Origin of the sequence: Streptomyces sp. NPDC048270 (genome assembly GCF_040652335.1) — a bacterium.
Classification (GTDB): Bacteria; Actinomycetota; Actinomycetes; order Streptomycetales; family Streptomycetaceae; genus Streptomyces.
In genome coordinates this window covers 36777-54112 of record NZ_JBEZLV010000022.1, presented here as the reverse complement: position 1 = coordinate 54112, position 17336 = coordinate 36777, and the positions used below count along the sequence as shown (strand labels likewise).

At 72.6% G+C, this 17336-nt stretch carries 16 protein-coding genes; 7 read left to right on the top strand and 9 right to left on the bottom strand.

Features of this window, described 5'->3' with window-relative positions; genetic code table 11:
- Positions 1 to 41 precede the first annotated feature (41 nt).
- The 4 genes from AB0D66_RS20685 to AB0D66_RS20670 all read left to right on the top strand — a co-directional run bounded on the left by AB0D66_RS20685 (position 42) and on the right by AB0D66_RS20670 (position 5005).
- Entirely contained in the window at positions 42 to 464 is a 423-nt protein-coding gene (locus AB0D66_RS20685) for an organic hydroperoxide resistance protein (RefSeq protein ID WP_362305231.1), read from the top strand.
- A 65-nt stretch (positions 465 to 529) separates the two neighbouring features.
- On the top strand, positions 530 to 1366 hold the full coding sequence (locus tag AB0D66_RS20680) for an EI24 domain-containing protein (protein ID WP_362305228.1): 837 nt from the start codon (positions 530 to 532) through the stop codon (positions 1364 to 1366).
- Positions 1367 to 1710: 344 nt separating this feature from the next.
- Positions 1711 to 3405: a hypothetical protein gene (locus AB0D66_RS20675; RefSeq protein ID WP_362305225.1), complete on the top strand. Its 1695-nt coding sequence runs from the start codon at positions 1711 to 1713 to the stop codon at positions 3403 to 3405.
- A gap of 13 nt (positions 3406 to 3418) precedes the next feature.
- Entirely contained in the window at positions 3419 to 5005 is a 1587-nt protein-coding gene (locus AB0D66_RS20670; RefSeq protein ID WP_362305222.1) for a DUF2142 domain-containing protein, read from the top strand.
- Positions 5006 to 5013: 8 nt separating this feature from the next.
- Here AB0D66_RS20670 and AB0D66_RS20665 read toward each other — a convergent pair whose 3' ends face one another.
- Positions 5014 to 5730, bottom strand: coding sequence for a carbon-nitrogen hydrolase family protein (locus AB0D66_RS20665; RefSeq protein ID WP_362305219.1), 717 nt, complete (start codon positions 5728 to 5730; stop codon positions 5014 to 5016).
- A gap of 23 nt (positions 5731 to 5753) precedes the next feature.
- Positions 5754 to 6332 (bottom strand): TetR/AcrR family transcriptional regulator, encoded by a 579-nt coding sequence (locus tag AB0D66_RS20660; protein WP_362305217.1) that lies wholly within the window; start codon positions 6330 to 6332, stop codon positions 5754 to 5756.
- A 166-nt stretch (positions 6333 to 6498) separates the two neighbouring features.
- Here AB0D66_RS20660 and AB0D66_RS20655 point away from each other — a divergent pair, with 166 nt between their 5' ends.
- Positions 6499 to 8979 (top strand): glycoside hydrolase family 3 C-terminal domain-containing protein, encoded by a 2481-nt coding sequence (locus AB0D66_RS20655; protein WP_362305214.1) that lies wholly within the window; start codon positions 6499 to 6501, stop codon positions 8977 to 8979.
- A gap of 109 nt (positions 8980 to 9088) precedes the next feature.
- Here the strand turns inward: AB0D66_RS20655 and AB0D66_RS20650 are convergent, their stop codons facing one another.
- Positions 9089 to 9988, bottom strand: coding sequence for an SGNH/GDSL hydrolase family protein (locus AB0D66_RS20650; protein ID WP_362305211.1), 900 nt, complete (start codon positions 9986 to 9988; stop codon positions 9089 to 9091).
- A gap of 249 nt (positions 9989 to 10237) precedes the next feature.
- Here AB0D66_RS20650 and AB0D66_RS20645 point away from each other — a divergent pair, with 249 nt between their 5' ends.
- Positions 10238 to 10732 (top strand): DUF3145 domain-containing protein, encoded by a 495-nt coding sequence (locus tag AB0D66_RS20645; RefSeq protein ID WP_069920163.1) that lies wholly within the window; start codon positions 10238 to 10240, stop codon positions 10730 to 10732.
- Between the two features lie 60 nt (positions 10733 to 10792).
- Here AB0D66_RS20645 and AB0D66_RS20640 read toward each other — a convergent pair whose 3' ends face one another.
- From AB0D66_RS20640 to AB0D66_RS20620, 5 genes are all read right to left on the bottom strand, one after another.
- Complete coding sequence (locus AB0D66_RS20640; protein ID WP_362305208.1) at positions 10793 to 12070, bottom strand: beta-ketoacyl-[acyl-carrier-protein] synthase family protein; 1278 nt, start codon at positions 12068 to 12070, stop codon at positions 10793 to 10795.
- A gap of 78 nt (positions 12071 to 12148) precedes the next feature.
- Positions 12149 to 12397 carry an acyl carrier protein gene (locus tag AB0D66_RS20635; RefSeq protein ID WP_361760513.1) on the bottom strand — a complete coding sequence of 83 codons (249 nt, stop codon included), beginning with the start codon at positions 12395 to 12397 and terminating at the stop codon, positions 12149 to 12151.
- A 54-nt stretch (positions 12398 to 12451) separates the two neighbouring features.
- Positions 12452 to 13456: a ketoacyl-ACP synthase III gene (locus AB0D66_RS20630; protein ID WP_361760510.1), complete on the bottom strand. Its 1005-nt coding sequence runs from the start codon at positions 13454 to 13456 to the stop codon at positions 12452 to 12454.
- Between the two features lie 19 nt (positions 13457 to 13475).
- A complete protein-coding gene (locus AB0D66_RS20625; RefSeq protein ID WP_362305203.1) occupies positions 13476 to 14393 on the bottom strand; it encodes an ACP S-malonyltransferase in 918 nt (305 codons plus the stop codon).
- 89 nt (positions 14394 to 14482) lie between these two features.
- Entirely contained in the window at positions 14483 to 15700 is a 1218-nt protein-coding gene (locus AB0D66_RS20620) for a helix-turn-helix domain-containing protein (protein ID WP_069920158.1), read from the bottom strand.
- An 81-nt stretch (positions 15701 to 15781) separates the two neighbouring features.
- On the opposite strand from AB0D66_RS20620, the gene AB0D66_RS20615 reads away from it, so the two are divergent.
- Positions 15782 to 16474: a pirin family protein gene (locus tag AB0D66_RS20615; protein ID WP_362305199.1), complete on the top strand. Its 693-nt coding sequence runs from the start codon at positions 15782 to 15784 to the stop codon at positions 16472 to 16474.
- Here AB0D66_RS20615 and AB0D66_RS20610 read toward each other — a convergent pair.
- A complete protein-coding gene (locus AB0D66_RS20610; protein ID WP_362305196.1) occupies positions 16471 to 17289 on the bottom strand; it encodes a serine hydrolase domain-containing protein in 819 nt (272 codons plus the stop codon). The genes AB0D66_RS20615 and AB0D66_RS20610 overlap by 4 nt on opposite strands.
- Positions 17290 to 17336 lie beyond the last annotated feature (47 nt).

Sequence of the window (17336 nt, the reverse complement as noted above, 5' to 3'; positions counted from 1 at the left end):
GTGGGCGCGAGTCACGGCGATTCATCTGGAGGATTTTCTTCATGACCATCACGCAGTCCGACGTCGCTTACACCGCTGTCGCCACCGCCGAGAACGGCCGTGACGGCCGCGTCGCCACCAACGACGGCCAGCTCGACGTCGTCGTGAACCCGCCGAAGGAGCTCGGCGGCAGCGGCGCCGGCACCAACCCGGAGCAGCTGTTCGCCGCCGGCTACAGCGCCTGCTTCCAGGGCGCCCTGGGTGTCGTCGCGAAGAACGTGAACGCCGACATCTCCGGCTCCACCGTCACCGCCGAGGTCGGCATCGGCAAGAACGACGAGGGCTTCGGCCTGATCGTCAAGATCTCCGCCGTGATCCCGAACGTGGACGCCGCCACCGCCAAGGAGCTCATCGAGAAGGCCCACGAGGTCTGCCCGTACTCCAAGGCCACCCGCGGCAACATCACCGTCGAGCTCGCCGTCTGATCCGGCGCCGCTCGAGGAAGGCCGCACCCCGGCTCGGGGTGCGGCCTTCGTCGTAGACTGGCGCCATGCGTGATCTTGCGGGGGGATTCCGGTATCTGCTGGCCGGACAGCGATGGGTGCTGGGGCACGGCCGCTGGCTCGGCTTCGGACTGCTTCCCGGGCTGGTCTCGCTCGTCCTGTACGCCGGCGCGCTGATCGGGCTCGGCTACGGCGCCGACGACTTCGCCGCGTGGGCCACGCCCTTCGCCGACGACTGGTCCTCGCCGTGGCTCGGGATGCTGCGCGGCTTCCTGACCGGGCTGGTCTTCTGCCTCGGCCTCTTCCTCTCCGTCATCACCTTCACGGCCGTGACCCTGCTGATCGGCCAGCCCTTCTACGAGTCCCTCTCGGAGCAGGTCGACCGCAGCGAGGGCGGCGACGTCCCCGAGTCCGGGCTCCCGCTGTGGCGGGAGCTGTGGATCTCCGCCCGGGACAGCGTCAAGGTGCTCGGCCGGGTGCTGCTGTACGGGATCCTGCTCTTCGCCCTCGGTTTCATCCCGCTGGTCGGGCAGACCGTGGTCCCGGTCCTCGGGTTCTGCGTCTCCGGGTTCTTCCTGACCCAGGAGCTCACCTCCGTGGCCCTCCAGCGGCGCAAGGTGGACCTGGCCGAGCGGCTCGTGCTGCTGCGGTCGCGGCGGATGCTGGTCCTGGGCTTCGGGGTGCCGCTGGTGCTGGCGTTCCTGGTCCCGCTGGTCGCGGTGTTCCTGATGCCGGGCGCCGTGGCCGGCGCCACGCTGATGGCCCGGGACCTGACGGGCGCCGACGAGGCTCCGCGGGGACAGGCCGGAGCCGGATCGGGGCACGGGGCCGGGCCCGGGGTCACGGCCGGCGGGTTCGGGCCGCCGCCGCCCGCGTACCCGTAACCGCCCGCCCGCGTATTCGCCCCCGCGCGCCGCGTACCCGTAACCGCCCGCCCGCGTATTCGCCCCCGCGCGCCGCGTACCCGCCACCGCCCCGCCTGCGCGGGAGCGCCCGCCTTCCCGCGGTCAGGCGTGCCCGGGCAGGCTGATCGCCCCTTCGGTCGGGGGCCGTCCCTTACCCCGGGTGGGCCCGTAGTATGCATGGCAGCAACTGCCAAGGCTGTCTCTCACTGCCCTTGAGTTCGCCCTGGCCCGGAGCTTCGGCGCGGGGTCCGGAGTCGGGCAGCGGCTTGCCGAGCAACGACCGGCCGTCGGGCCGAGGACCGACCAGCAGTAGGGACACAGCAGTGACAGTCAGTACCGAGGGCACCGCGACCGTGCTGCCCCCGGGCGGACCGGCCGCGTCCGCCCGCCCCATACCGGCCGCCCGGCGCAGGCCGGGCTCCCGTGGCACGCTCCTGCTCCTCGAAGCCGTCGTCGCGTTCGCCGCGGCGCTCGTGCTCCCGCTGCTGGCCCGCGGCTTCGACCTCGACCCCCTCGACCGGATCGCCCAGGTCAGCGGCCTCGCCGCGATCCAGCTGCGGTTCGCGCTCGTCGGGCTGCTGTTCATCGCCGCCGTGGCGCTGGCCCTGCGGCTGCGCCAGGGCCGGCACTTCGACCTGGCCGCCCGGATCGCCTCCGCCGCCATCGCCGGCCTGGCCAGCGGCTTCGTCGCCGCCGGCGCGGTCGTCGCCCTGCACGGCACGCCCTGGCCGATGTTCGGCCTCAACGGCGACAGCGGCCGCATCGTCGAATGGGCCAACGCGGTGGCCAACGGCCGCCCCTCCGGCTCCCCGGTCTACCCGCCGGCCCCCCTGCACACCCTCGGCTACTACGCCGAATGGTTCCGCGGCGGCAACACCGCCTACGCCTTCAAGGACCTGCAGATCCTGGGGGCCGCCGCCTTCGGGCCGCTGGTCTACCTCTGCTGGCGCATGCTGCTCAGCCCGGTCCGGGCCCTGGCCTTCGGCGTGGCCCCGGCCTTCGCGCTGATCGACGCCTACAAGCCGTACAGCCAGACCGTCCTCGTGCTCCTGGTGCCGGTCCTGGTGGCGCTCGTGGTGTCGCTGGGCCGCAGCGCCGCGCAGGGCTGGCGGCCGCTCCTGGCCAAGGGCGCCGGCTTCGGCGCGCTGCTCGGCCTGCTGTTCCTCACGTACTCGGGCTGGTTCCTGTGGAGCGCGGCCGGTGTGTTCTTCGCCGCACTGCTCTACTTCCCCTGGCGGAGCGGCCGGCTCGGCCGCCTCAAGGGCGCGGCCTTCCTCGGGACCACCCTGGCGGCCTTCCTCGTGGTCGCCGGGCGCTACCTGCTGGTCATGCTGACCGAGGGCCAGACCACCAAGGACTACAACTTCCGCTTCGACAACTTCACCGACCCGGCGTACTACCTCATGTGGCGCACCGACATGCCCGGCAAGGTGGGGGACTGGCCGCCGCCCGGCGAGTACGGCGGCGTCGGGCTGTTCGCGCTGGTCACCTTCGTCTGCCTCGGTGCCGCGATCTGGCTGGGCATCCGCAAGCCGATGGTGGTCACCATCGCGGCCATGTTCATCAGCGCGTGGGTGATGCGCATGTACATCGCCTCGCACATGTACGAGACGCAGACCGTCCAGCTCTACACCCGCACCAACAACCAGCTGCTCTACTGCGGGCTGCTGCTGTGCGCGCTCGTCGCCCACCTGGTCTCGCAGCGGATGGCCGCACGCAGGGCCGAGGCCGAAGCCGTCGCCGGGCCCGCCGCCGGGCCCGCGGGGAGCAGGTCGTCCGCAGGCTTCCCGGCCCGCGAAGGGGCGGTGATCGGATCCCTGTGCGCCCTGCTGCTGCTCCTCGGTACCGTCTCCTCGTCGATGGCCGACCGCTACATGCCGGCCAAGGAGAACACCTACCGCATCCTGCCCTGGGTCTCGCACACCATCACGGAGCAGGACGGGAGCTGCCCGAAGTACGCACCCGGCGGCACCTGCTCCAAGGACGGCGACCAGAGCTGGCTGAGCTTCATCCGATGACTCGAGGGAACCGATGATCCCCGCACTGACGCGGTTGGCCGACTGGTCGGCCGGAACACCCAAGCGGCTCTGGCTCGTCTCGTTCGCGCTGTTCTTCGCGCTCGCGGGCTCCTGGTCCGCGGCCAGCCCCCTCGGCGGCTCCCCCGACGAGCACGCGCACTTCATCCGTGCCGCGGCCGTCGCCCGGGGCCAGATCGGCGGACCGCAGGTGATGGTCCCGCACACGGTGGCGGGCGTCGAGGGGCAGTTCGCCGAAACGGGGGTGCAGCTGCCGGAGTGGTACCGGAACCTGCCCTCCGTGCACGAGTGCTACTCCTGGAAGCAGTCCCGGCCCGCGTCCTGCGCGCCCTCGCTCGGGAACTCCGAGAAGATCGTGCAGACCACCACGGCCGCCGGGCGATACCACCCGGCCTACTACCTGGCGACCGGCTGGCCCAGCCTGCTCGTCGACGGCCCCAAGGGCCTGTACCTGATGCGCTTCGTGTCGGCGCTGCTCTGCTCCGCGCTGCTGGCCAGCGCGGTGGTCACGGCCGCCGAATGGCGGCGGCGCTCGCTGGCGGTGCTCGGCGTGCTCGCGGCGGCCACGCCCATGACCCTGTACATGAGCGGCATGGTCAACCCCAGCGGCGGCGAGATCGCCGCCGGGATCCTGGTGTGGACGGCCCTGCTCGCGATCGTGCTGTCACCCGATCCGCACCTGCTGAACCGCCGGCTCGCCCGGTTGGGCATCGGCGCACTGGTGCTGATCAACATCCGGCCGCTCGGCCTGATCTGGTTCGTCGGGGCCGTGGTCTTCTGCCTGCTGCTGACGCAGCGGCGCGGCGTGCTCGGCTCGGTGCTGCGCCGCAAGGCCATGTGGATGTGGACGGGCCTGCTGGGCCTGGCCACGGCCGGGGCGCTGTACTGGGCGGCGAACCACCCCGACAACTCGAAGATAGACATCCCCGACACGATCACGGCGGGCTGGGCGGCCAAGCGCACCATGGGCAACACCGACTGGTACGTCAAGCAGATGCTCGGGTTCTTCGGCTGGCTGGACACCCCCGCCCCGGCCTTCACGTACCTGGTGTGGATGGCGGTGCTCGCGACGATCGCCGCGCTGGCGCTGGTCTACGGCCGCAAGCGCGACGTGCTGGCGGTTCTCGGCATGCTCGCGGCCATCGTGCTGGTCCCGGTGGCCGCGCAGGCCTCGGAAGCGGAGCGGATCGGCATGGTCTGGCAGGGCCGCTACCTGCTGCCGTTCGCCGTCGGCCTGCCGCTGATGGCCGTGCTGATCTGCGCCACCCGCGCCCCCGAGCGGGGCTTCCCGTGGCGGCGGCTGGTCGGCTTCTCCGTCGCCGGCCTCGCGCTGGCCAACGGGGCGGCGTTCTACTGGACGCTGCGCCGCTTCACGGTCGGCACCGGGGGTTCGTGGCTGGCGACCCACGCGCACTGGGCCCCGCCCGGCGGCTGGGTGTTCTGGACCGGCGTGTACACGGCGGCCGCCTTCGCCATCGTCGTGGCGGCCCTGATGTCGGACCGCAAGCCCGCCGTGCTGCGGCTCCCGGACCTGGAGCCGCCGCGGCCGGAGTCCCAGGCGCGGGTTCCCGAGCCCGCCTGATCCGCCCGTCAGGTGGTGGCCCCGACCCCGGCGGTCACCACCGACGGTGTCCGGTCGTCCGCCTCGGCCAGCAGCCCGCCGCCCGGCGCCCACACGGCCGCGCCGCCGCAGCCGGTCCACGGGCCCGCCGGGCCGACGTGGTTGGCGAGGACGACGTACACGCCGTTGCGCTCCGCGATCCCGGGGTGGATGCTCGTCCGCTCCTGGACGCCCCCGCCCGTCCCGTACAGGGACGAGGCGAGGTGCACCCGGCAGCCGTCGGCGGCGCCCCGGCCGGGCAGCTCGGGGAAGTGGTTGTCGTAGCAGATGCCGAGCGAGAAGCGGATCCCGCCGAGTTCGAACCGCCCGTCGCGGTCCCCGGGGCTGAAGACGTCCTGCTCGTGCCGGTAGAGGTGCTGCTTGAGGTACGTGGTCACGTGCGCGCCGTCCGCGTCGTGGACCAGCGTCGCGATGGCGGGCCGCCCGTCCCCGGCGGGCACGGCCACGTTGACGGCGGTCGCGATGCCGGCGGAGCGCAGCGGGTCCAGCCGGGGATCGTCGGCGGCCGTCCACAGCCCGGGGTCGGCGGCCAGCGCGTCCAGCTCGTAGCCGGTGAGCGCGAGCTCGGGGAACACCACGAGCCCGGCGCCCTGTTCACGGGCCTGGACGGCGAGGGCGGCGGCCCGTGCGGCGTTGCCGCGGACATCGGCGGGGATGCAGGTCAGCTGCGCTGCGGCGATCTTCACCCGCCCAGCCTAGGCCGTTCGGATCACCGCTGTTCCGGGCCCCGCAACAGGGCCAGGAAGGAGCGGAACGCCGCGGGCATGTCCACCGATTCGGGGGCGAGGAGCCACTGGTACTGGAGGCCGTCCATGACCGCCGTCAGCAGCGGAGCCGCCTCTTCCGGCGTGAGGCCCGAGGGGAGGCGCTCGCCGAACTCGGCGCGCAGGACCGCCGCCATCTCGCCGCGGACCTGCGCGTAGCGCTCGGTGAAGAACTCCCGGGCCGGGTGGCCGTCGGTCACGCTCTCGCCCAGCAGCGCCGAGAAGGTCTGCACGATGCCCGGGCGCATGGCGTTGTACTCCACCAGCGAGGCCAGCAGGTCCAGGCGCCAGGTGTCCGCCGAGGCGCGCGAGCCGCCGCCCGTGTCCCAGCGGTCGCGCTCCCGCAGCACCGCGACCAGCAGGGCCTCCTTGGTCGGGAAGTAGTGCAGCAGCCCCTGCTGGGTCAGGCCGACCCGCTCGGCGACCGCCCCCAGGGACGCACCCCGGTAGCCGCGTTCCGCGATGACCTCCACCGCCGCGCGCACGATGTCCTCGCGCCGTTCCTCGCTCCTCGCCCTGGCCATCGCCCGGCACCCCTTTTCCGTTCGCGCCCGTCCGCAGCACCGTACGACATTCGAATATCACGAAAACATTACGACACCTACCGCTCTACAGGTAACAGGTCCACGATGGGGGCACCGCACCGCGCTCGCACCGCACTCGCACCGCACTCAACGAGGAGGCACGGCCGTGACCGATGCCGATCAGGTCCGCAACAGCGTCGTAGAAGAGGCGCTCGGCAAGCTGGATCTCGACACCAAGACCCGTCTGCTGGCCGGCCAGGACATGTGGTCCCTGCCCGCCGTCCCCGAGATCGGGCTGCAGTCCCTGGTCATGTCCGACGGCCCCATCGGGGTGCGCGGCGTGCGCTGGACCGCCGACGACCCGTCCATCGCGCTGCCCTCCCCGACCGCGCTGGCCGCCGCCTGGGACCCCGGCCTCGCCCGCCGGGCGGGCCGGCTCCTGGCCCAGGAGGCCCGCCGCAAGGGCGTCCACGTCCTCCTCGCCCCCACCGTCAACCTGCACCGCTCCCCGCTCGGCGGCCGCCACTTCGAGTGCTACTCCGAGGACCCGTACCTGACCGGCGCCGTGGGAGCCGGGTACGTGAACGGCGTCCAGGACGGCGGGGTCGGCACCACGGTCAAGCACTTCGTCGGCAACGACGCCGAGACCGACCGGTTCACCGTCGACAGCGTCATCGCCCCCCGCCCGCTGCGCGAGCTGTACCTGGCCCCCTTCGAGGCCATCGTCGCCAACGCCCACCCCTGGGGCATCATGACCGCCTACAACCAGGTCAACGGCACGACGATGACCGAGCACCGGTACCTGGTCAACGAGGTCCTGCGCGGTGAATGGGGCTTCGACGGCTGCAACGTCTCGGATTGGATGGCGGCCCGCTCCACCACCGGGGACATCGAAGGCGGCATGGACGTGGCCATGCCCGGGCCGCAGAGCGTCTACGGTCCCGCCCTGGCCGAGGCCGTGCGCTCCGGCGAGGTCCCCGAGTCCGCCGTCGACGACGCCGTGCGCAACGTGCTGCGCCTCGCGGCCCGCGTCGGCATCCTGGAGGGCGCCCCCGCCGCCGTCCCCGAGGCGCCCGCCCCGGTCGACGGCCAGGCGCTGGCCCGCGAACTCGCCGCCCGCGGCATCGTCCTCGTGCGCAACGAGGCCGCGGCGGGCCGGGGCGCAGCCCTGCCCCTGGACGCCTCCGCCGGCCGCACCGTCGCCCTGTCCGGCGCGGCCGCCCGGGACGCCCGCGTCCTCGGCGGCGGCTCCGCCACCGTCTTCCCCGAGCGGATCGTCTCCCCGCTCGACGGCCTCACCGCCGCGCTCCCGGACGGCGCCCTGACCTACTGCGTCGGCGCCGACCCCTCCGAGGAACTCGCCCCCGCGGACAAGGGCTTCGAGCTGAGGGCCGTCTGCCGCGACGCCTCCGGCGCCGTCCTCGGCGAGGGCAGCCTGCCGTCCGGCCAGGTCCAGTGGATCGGCAACGACCTGCCGGCGGGCGCCACGTACGAGAACATGGCGTCCATCGAGGTCACCGGCACCTTCCTGCCGCGCGAGAGCGGCGAGCACGCCTTCGGTACCCGGGGGCTGGGCGCCTTCACCCTCGCCGTCGGGGGGCGCACCCGCTGGGAGGGCGTCCAGGAGATGGGCAACGAGGCGGACCCCTTCGAGGCCTTCTTCGGCGCCCCCAGCGAACGCGCCCGGGTCGACCTCGCCGAGGGCGAGCCCGTCGAGGTCTCGCTGACCTTCCACGTCCCCGACATGACCGCGCTGCCGCTCAAGGCGATCATGTTCTCGTTGCTGCACCTCGGCCCGCGGCGCGACGCCGACGAGCTGATCGCCGAGGCCGTGGCGGCCGCCCGCGCCGCCGACACCGCCGTCGTGGTCGTCGCCACCACCGACCGCGTGGAGTCCGAGGGCTTCGACCGCAAGGACCTGGCCCTGCCGGGCCGCCAGGACGACCTGGTCCGCGCCGTCGCCGCCGCCAACCCGAACACCGTGGTGGTCGTCAACGCCGGCTCCCCGGTCGAGCTCCCGTGGCGCGAGGACGTGGCCGCCGTGCTGCTGACCTGGTTCCCCGGGCAGGAGGGCGGGGCCGCGCTGGCCGACGTACTCCTCGGGGACGCGGAGCCGGGCGGGCGGCTGCCCACCACCTGGCCGGCCCGGTTCGCCGACGCACCCGTCACCGAGGTCGTGCCCACCGAGGGGCGCCTGGAGTACCGCGAGGGGCTCTTCATCGGCTACCGGGCGTACGAGCGGCACGGGGTCGAGCCCGCCTTCCCCTTCGGGCACGGGCTCGGCTACACCGACTGGACGTACGAATCCCTCGAGGTCACCGCCACCACGGCGCGGGTCCGCGTCATGAACACCGGCACCCGGCCCGGCCGCGAGGTCGTCCAGGTCTACCTGGCGCCGGTGGCCGACGCGTCCGACGGCGCGCAGGGCGCGACGGCGGAACGCCCGGCCAGCTGGCTGGCGGCCTTCGCGGGGGTCGAGGCGGGGCCCGGCGAGAGCGTCGAGGCCGAGATCGCCCTGCCCGCGCGGGCCTTCGAGATCTGGGACGAGGAGGCCGGCGGCTGGCAGCGGATCGGCGGCGGCTACGAGGTCCGCGCGAGCCACTCGCACGGCGACACCCGGCTGACGGCCGCCCTCGACATCTCGTGACACAGGGTCACGACACGCCGTAAGGACGAAATGGCCGGAAATGACCCCTGCCGCGTCCCCTGAGACCGGGCCGGAGGCGGGACCTGACACCCGCCTCCGGTCCGCCGCGTCAACGTGGCGGCTGCGCCGCCGTCACCTGTCGGTGCGCCAGTTCCGCCAGCCGCGCCTGGCCGTCCTTGCCCGGATGGAACCAGTCCCAGCGGCTCAACTGCTCCGCCGAGAAGGGGTACTGGAAGACCGCCCCGCCGTCGTAGCGGCACAGCGGATCCTTCGCGCACACCTCGCGGAGCACCTCGTTGTACTCGACCACCCGCGCCCGCACCTGCTCGCGGCGGGTCTTCGCCCCCAGCGCCGCCGACAGCGGATCGGCGAGCATCGACTGGCAGATGCCGAGGCTCCACACCTTGCGCACCATCGGGTCGTCCTTGCCCTGCTCCCACAGCCGCTGGAGGTCCGGGACGCTGGAGACGTAGACCTGGGTGGCGGGGGACGCGGCCCGCAGCCCCGCGAGGGCCGCCTCGAAACCGGACCGGAACTCCGCCACCGGAGTCATCGACGAAGCCGTGGGCCGGCAGGCGTCGTTCGAGCCCACCATGACCGTGACCAGGTCGGGCTTGTACGCGGCCGCCTGCGACAGCTGCCCCGGCAGGTCCGCCATCCGCGATCCGGTCACCGCGAGGTTCCAGCTGCGGGCGGGCGCCTCGGCGTCCCCCAGCAGCCGCGCGGCCAGGGAGCGGACCGCCGGATCGTTCCCGGTGGCCCAGGAGACCTCGGGGCAGTCGGCCAGCACCGAACAGGCGTCGAAACCGCGGGTGATGGAGTCGCCGACGGCCGCGATCGAGGAGGGCGCCGTGTTCCAGCGCGGGGCGCCCTGCGCCCCGCGCTCGCCCTCGTCGCCCGGACCGCCCGGCCCGCACCCCGTCAGCACCCCGGCCGTCAACGCCGCCGCCGCTCCCGCGCCCGCGAGGGTCCGGCGCACGCGGCGGCGTCGCGGAGCGGTGGTGCGCATCGGTTGGTCCCCTCCTCGACACCCCCGTGTCGTCCGGGGGGTCCTGCTGAGTGAAAGCTCTGTGTTTACCGGCCTCGGAGAGACCGTACGTCACACCATGACCCCTGACGCACGGTAGCTTTTTCCCGTGGCGTTTCGGCCGCAGGTCCCGTAGCGCAATGTCAAATAATTTCCGTTACATTACATCACGTCACATACTGTCCGTTTTCTGGAGTTTATTCCCGACCTCGTCCCACACTGGAGGTCCCGGTGACGACACGTGGAGTTCTGTACGTGCATTCCGCACCGCGTGCGCTCTGCCCGCACGTGGAATGGGCTGTTGCGGGCGTGCTCGGGGTGCGGGTGAACCTCGACTGGATCAGGCAGCCCGCCTCCCCGGGCACCTGGAGAGCCGAGTTCTCCTGGCAGGCCGAGGCGGGTACCGCCTCGAAGCTCGCCTCCGCACTGCGCGGCTGGCACCTGCTGCGCTTCGAGGTGACCGCGGAACCCTGTCCGACCGCCGAGGGCGAGCGCTACAGCTCCACCCCGGAGCTCGGCATCTTCCACGCCGTCACCGGCATGCACGGCGACATCCTGATCCCCGAGGACCGGCTGCGCGCCGCCCTCGCCCGGTCCGGCCGCGGTGAGACGGACCTGGAGGCGGAGATCGCCAAGCTGCTCGGCAAACCCTGGGACGACGAACTGGAGCCCTTCCGCTACGCGGGCGAGGGCGCCCCGGTGCGCTGGCTCCACCAGGTGGTCTGAGGACAGACGCGAAGGGCCCCGCCCGGCAGCTGCCGGGCGGGGCCCTTCCTGCGTACGGGGTCAGACGGACCGGAACGCGAGGGTCACGTTGTGGCCGCCGAAGCCGAAGGAGTTGTTGATCGCGGAGATCGGGCCGTCGGCCGGCAGCTTGCGCGGCTCGCCGCGCACGATGTCCGCGTCGATGTCGTCGTCGAGCTCGTCGACGTTGATGGTCGGCGGGGCCAGCCGGTTGTACAGCGCCAGCACGGTCGCGACGGTCTCGATGCCGCCCGCACCGCCCAGCAGGTGGCCGGTCATCGACTTCGTCGCGGAGATCGCGATGTGGTCGAGGTCGTCGCCCAGCACCTTGCGCAGGGCCTTCAGCTCGGCCGTGTCACCCTGCGGGGTGGACGTGGCGTGCGCGTTCAGGTGCACCAGCTCGGCCGGGTCGAGCCCGGTGTTGTCGAGCAGGTTCTGCACCGCGGCCGCGACACCGCGGCCGGTCGGCTCCGGCTGCGCGATGTGGTGGCTGTCCGCGGAAAGGCCCTGGCCCAGCACCTCGCAGTAGACGCGGGCGCCGCGCGCGGCGGCGTGCTCGGCGGACTCCAGGACGACGACGCCCGCGCCCTCGCCCAGGACGAAGCCGTCACGGCCCTTGTCGTAGGGGCGCGAGGCCTGCTCGGGGTTCTCGTTGTTCTTGGACATCGCCATCATGTTGGCGAACGCGGCGATCGGCAGCGGGTGGATCGCCGCCTCGGTGCCGCCCGCGACGACCACGTCGGCACGGCCGCTGCGGATCATCTCGACGGCGTAGCCGATGGCCTCGGCGCCGGACGCGCAGGCGCTGACCGGAGTGTGCACGCCCGCCTGGGCGTTGACCTCCAGGCCGACGTTGGCGGACGGGCCGTTCGGCATGAGCATCGGGACGGTGTGCGGGGACACCCGGCGCACACCCTTCTCCTTCAGCACGTCGTACTGGTCGAGCAGGGTCGTCACGCCGCCGATGCCGGAGGCGATCACGGTGCCCAGACGCTCGGGGGCGATGGACGCGCCCTCCGTCGCCTCGGCTCCGGCCGGGTCGGTGTAGCCGGCGTCGGCCCACGCCTCGCGGGCGGCGATGACGGCGAACTGCGCCGAGCGGTCGAGCTTGCGGGCCAGCGGCCGGGGCAGGACCTCGCTCGGGTCCACGGCGGCGGCTGCGGCGATGCGGACCGGGAGTTCGGCGAAGCGCTCGCCCTCCAGGGGCTTTACGCCGGAACGGCCGGCGAGCAGACCTTCCCAGGTCGAAGCGCTGTCGCCACCCAGCGGAGTGGTTGCGCCGATACCGGTGACGACCACGGTGCGATTGGTCGGGCTCACAGGAATTCTTTCTCCACGTCTCAGGGGGTCTGAATTGTCACGGCGCCACCGCCAGGTGGCGACAAACGCTCGTCAGGCTCAGGCCTGGTGGTTCAGGATGTAGTCCGCGGCGTCGCCGACCGTCTTGAGGTTCTTGACGTCCTCGTCCGGGATCTTGACGTCGAAGCGCTCTTCGGCGGCGACGACGACCTCGACCATGGAGAGGGAGTCGACGTCGAGGTCGTCGGTGAACGACTTGTCGGTCTGGACGTCCTCGACGGGGATGCCGGCGATCTCGTTGACGATCTCGGCGAGACCGGCGACGATCTCTTCCTGGGTGGCGGCCATGTGGCGCTCCTTCTCTGGGTAACTGGGTATTCGGGCCGGATGCGAATCCGGACCCTAGGGGAGGGTAACGACCGTCGCGGCGTAGACGAGTCCCGCCCCGAAGCCGATGACGAGCGCGGTGTCGCCGCTCTTCGCCGCTCCGGTCGCCAGGAGCCGCTCCATAGCGAGCGGGATCGAGGCGGCCGAGGTGTTGCCGGTGGTCTCCACGTCACGGGCGACCGTGACGTGCTCCGGCAGCTTCAGAGTCTTCACCATCGAGTCGATGATCCGCATGTTTGCCTGGTGCGGAATGAAGACGTCCAGGTCGTCGGCGGTGATCCCGGCGGCGTCGAGCGCCTGCTGGGCCACCTTGGCCATCTCGAAGACGGCCCAGCGGAAGACCGCCTGGCCCTCCTGCGTGATGGCCGGGAACTTCTCGGCGCTGTCCTTGCTGCGGAACTCGTCCCACGGCACGGTCTGCTTGATGGTCTCGGACTTGTCGCCCTCCGAACCCCACACCGTGGGGCCGATGGCGGCCTCGTCCGAGGGGCCCACGACCACGGCGCCGGCGCCGTCACCGAACAGGAAGGCCGTCGCGCGGTCCTCCAGGTCGGTCAGGTCCGAGAGCCGCTCCACGCCGATGACGAGCACGTACTGGGCGGAACCTTCCACCACCAGGCCCTTGGCCAGGGTCAGGCCGTAGCCGAACCCGGCACAGCCCGCGGAGATGTCGAAGGCGGCGGGCTTGACCGCGCCGATCCGGTGCGCGATCTCCGTCGCGATGGCGGGGGTCTGCTTGAAGTGCGAGACCGTCGAGACGATCACGGCACCGATCTGCTCCGGGGACACGCCGGCGTCGGCCAGCGCCTTGCCGGAGGCCTCCACCGACATCGCGGCGACGGTCTCCTGGGGCGAGGCCCAGTGCCGCGTGGCGATGCCGGAGCGGGAACGGATCCACTCGTCGGACGAGTCGATCGTCTCGAGGATGACCTCGTTGGGCACCACACGGGTCGGGCGGTAGCCGCCGACACCGAGGATGCGGGCGTACGGGGAGCCCTTGGCCGGCTTGATCTTGGACATGCTGTGTGGGCTCCTTCTCTCAGGCCGTCTGCTCGGCGATGAGCGCCGCGGCCTTGTCGAGATCGTCCGGGGTCTTCAGCGCCACGTTCGGCACGCCCTTCAGCGCACGCTTGGCCAGACCCGTCAGGGTGCCGCCGGGGCAGAGCTCGATGATCCCCGTGACGCCCAGCTCGGCGAACGTCTCCATGCACAGGTCCCAGCGGACCGGGTTCGCGACCTGGCCGACCAGGCGGGCGACGACGTCGGCGCCCGTGGTGACGACGAGGCCGTCCCTGTTCGAGACGTACTTCAGCGCCGGGTCCGCCGGGGACAGGGCCGTGGCGGCCTTCTCCAGCGTGGCGACCGCGGGGGCCATGTGGTGCGTGTGGAAGGCGCCCGCGACCTTGAGGGCGACGACCTTCGTGGAGCCTTCGGGCTTCTCGGCGACCAGGGCGGAGATCTGCTCCGTGGTGCCGGCCGCCACGATCTGGCCCGCGCCGTTGATGTTGGCGGGGGTCAGGCCCATCGCCTCCAGGTGCGCGACCACCACGTCGCGGTCACCGCCGAGGACCGCGGCCATGCCCGTCTCCGCGACGGCGGCGGCCTCGGCCATGGCCAGACCGCGCGTGCGGACGAGCGACAGCGCGTCGACGTCCGACAGGACGCCGGCGTACGCGGCGGCGGCGAACTCGCCGACGCTGTGGCCCGCGACGGCGCCGAACGCCGAGGACGGCCCCAGCGCGTCGGCGGACAGCAGACCCGCGGCCACCAGCAGCGGCTGGGCCACGGCCGTGTCGCGGATCTCGTCCGCGTCGGCCTTGGTGCCGTAGTGGGCGAGGTCGAGCCCGATGGCGTCCGACCAGGCGGCGACGCGGTCAGCGGCACCGGGGAGGTCGAGCCAGGGAGTCAGGAAGCCGGGCGTCTGAGCGCCTTGGCCGGGAGCGACGAGTACGAGCACCCTCACACTCTCTCTTGTGGATGGTCCCTGCCGCCCGTGGGGACAGGGACCAAGAACCGTCGGGGTAATTGTTGATGTCCGACAAAAGTCTAGGACTGGCTGTCGCCGTCGGCCAGACGCCCCAGAATCAGGGCGATCCGCAGCGTGAACGCCGAGCGGACATCAGAAGGTGACCAGCCGGTGACGTCGGTCACACGTCGCAGCCGGTAGCGCACCGTGTTCGGGTGCACGAAGAGCATGCGGGCCGCCCCTTCGAGGCTGCTCGCCTGCTCCAGGTAGACACTCAGCGTCTCCAGCAGCGCGGAGCCCGCCTCTTCCAGCGGTCTGTAGATCTCCTCCACCAACTGCTCCCGGGCGGCGGGATCCGAGGCGATCGCCCGCTCCGGCAGCAGATCGTCCGCCAGAACGGGGCGCGGAGCGTCCTGCCACGCCGTGCAGGCCTTGAGCCCGGCCGCCGCGGCCTGCGCCGACTTCGTCGCGTTCAGCAGGTCGGACACCACCGGACCGGCCACCACCGGACCGGCCGCGAACGGCCCGATCAGGGACTTCGCCACCTGCATCGGGTTGTCGCTGCCGCCCGCGATGACCACCAGGCGGTCCCCGAGCACCCCCGTCAGGACCTGGAGCTTGTGGTGCCGGGCCGCGCGCCGGATCGCCTCGACCGTCAGCTCGCTGTCCCCCTCCGGCGCGGTGCCCAGCACCACGCACACGTGCTCCGGGGAGTTCCAGCCCAGCGCCGCCGCCCGCGAGAGCGCGCCCTCGTCGGCCTCACCGGACAGCACCGCGTTGACGACGAGCGACTCCAGCCGCGCGTCCCAGGCCCCGCGCGCCTCGGCGGCCTGCGCGTACACCTGGGCCGTCGCGAAGGCGATCTCGCGGGCGTAGACGAGCAGCGCCTCGCGCAGGATCTGCTCGTCGCCCGGGGCCGCCACCTCCTCGATCGCGGTCTCCATGACCTCGATCGTGGTGCGGACCATCTCGACCGTCTGGCGCAGGGTGATCGCCCGCGTCAGCTCCCGCGGAGCCGTCCCGAAGACGTCGGTGGAGATCGCCTGAGGGGTTTCCGGGTGCCGGAACCACTCCGTGAACGCGGCGATGCCGGCCTGGGCGACCAGGCCGATCCAGGACCGGTTCTCCGGGGGCATCGCCCGGTACCACGGCAGGGTCTCGTCCATGCGCGCGATCGCGTTGGCGGCGAGCCGGCCGGAGGACTTCTCCAGCCGGCGCAGCGTCGCGGTGTGCGGATGCGCGGGAGCGGGATGCGCGGTCTGTGTCGCGGGGGAATGCTCACGTTCGGGTTGGGGCACGTGACAAGACTGCCTTATCGGGACGGCTGCGCGGAGTCCGGTCCCGCGCCCGGCCCCTGCCCGGCGGCTACCGTGGCCCCCATGATTGATGTACGCCGCGGCGCCGACCGGTACGAGGGCGGGGATCCGGCCGCCGGGATCACCACCCGGCACGCCTTCTCCTTCGGGTCCCACTACGACCCGGACAACCTGCGCTTCGGCCCGGTCCTGGCGTGCAACGAGGAGACGCTCGCCCCGGGCGCCGGATTCGACGAGCACCCGCACAGCCACACCGAGATCGTCACCTGGGTCGTCGAGGGCGAGCTCACCCACCGCGACGACACCGGCGAGGAGGGCGTGGTGCGCCCCGGCGACGTACAGCGGCTCAGCGCCGGATCCGGGGCGCGGCACGTGGAGCGCAACGAGGGCGCCGGCCGGCTGCGCTTCGTGCAGACCTGGCTGGCGCCGCTGGCCCCCGGCGGCGCCCCCTCGTACGAGGTGGTCAGGGGCGTCGCCGACGGCGCGTCCTACGAGGTCCCCGCGGCCGGAGCCGTGCTGCACGTCCGGCGGCCGGGCGCGGGCGAGCGGGTCCCCGTACCGGCGGCGGAGCGCGTCTACCTGCACGTGGTGCACGGGGACCTGCGCCTGGACGGGGAGGAGCTTGGCCCCGGGGACGCGGTGCGCATCACGGACGAGAAGGACCTGGAGATCGTCGCGGGGTCCCCGGGCGAGCTGCTGATCTGGGAACTGCCCGACCAGCCCGAGCAGCCGGACGGGTCGGACCAGCCGGGCTAGAGGGAGCGGAGCTCGGCGAGGACCGCGTCGGTGAACGGGGTCCAGGCCTCGACCGCCCACGGGCCGAACGCGCGGTCCGTCAGGGCCACGCACGCGGCGCCGGCGTCCGGGTCCACCCACAGGAAGGTGCCCGACTGGCCGAAGTGGCCGAAGGTGCGCCCGGAGGAGGACGTTCCCGTCCAGTGCGGGGACTTGCCGTCGCGGATCTCCATGCCCAGGCCCCAGTCGTTGGGCGACTGGTGCCCGTAGCCCGGCAGGACGCCCTTGAGGCCGGGGTGCACGACGGAGGTGGCCTCCGCGACCGTGCGCACGTCGAGGAGCCGGGGCGCCTGGAGCTCGGCGGCGAACCGTACGAGGTCGGAGACGGTGGAGACGCCGTCCTTGGCGGGCGAACCCTCCAGGGTGGTGGAGGCCATCCCCAGCGGCTCGCACACCGCCTGGTGCAGGTACTGCGCGAACGGGATGCCGGTCGCCTTGGTGATGTGGTCGCCCAGCACCTCGAAACCTGCGTTCGAGTACAGCCGGCGCTGCCCGGGCGGGGCGCTGGCCCGGTGCTCGTCGAAGGCCAGCCCGCTGGTGTGCGCCAGCAGGTGACGGACCGTCGAGCCCTCGGGCCCGGCCGGCTCGTCCAGCTCGATCGCCCCCTCCTCGTACGCGACGAGGGCCGCGTACGCGGCGAGCGGCTTGGTGACCGAGGCCAGCGCGAAACGGTGGCCGACGGGCCCGTGGGAGCCGGCCAGGCTGCCGTCGGCGCGTACGACGGCGGCCGCGGCCGTCTGCACCGGCCAGTTCTCGATGATCCGCAAGCTCTGCATGGCCTCGAGCCTACTTGCTTGGAGTGCACTCAAGGGTTTTAGCGTGT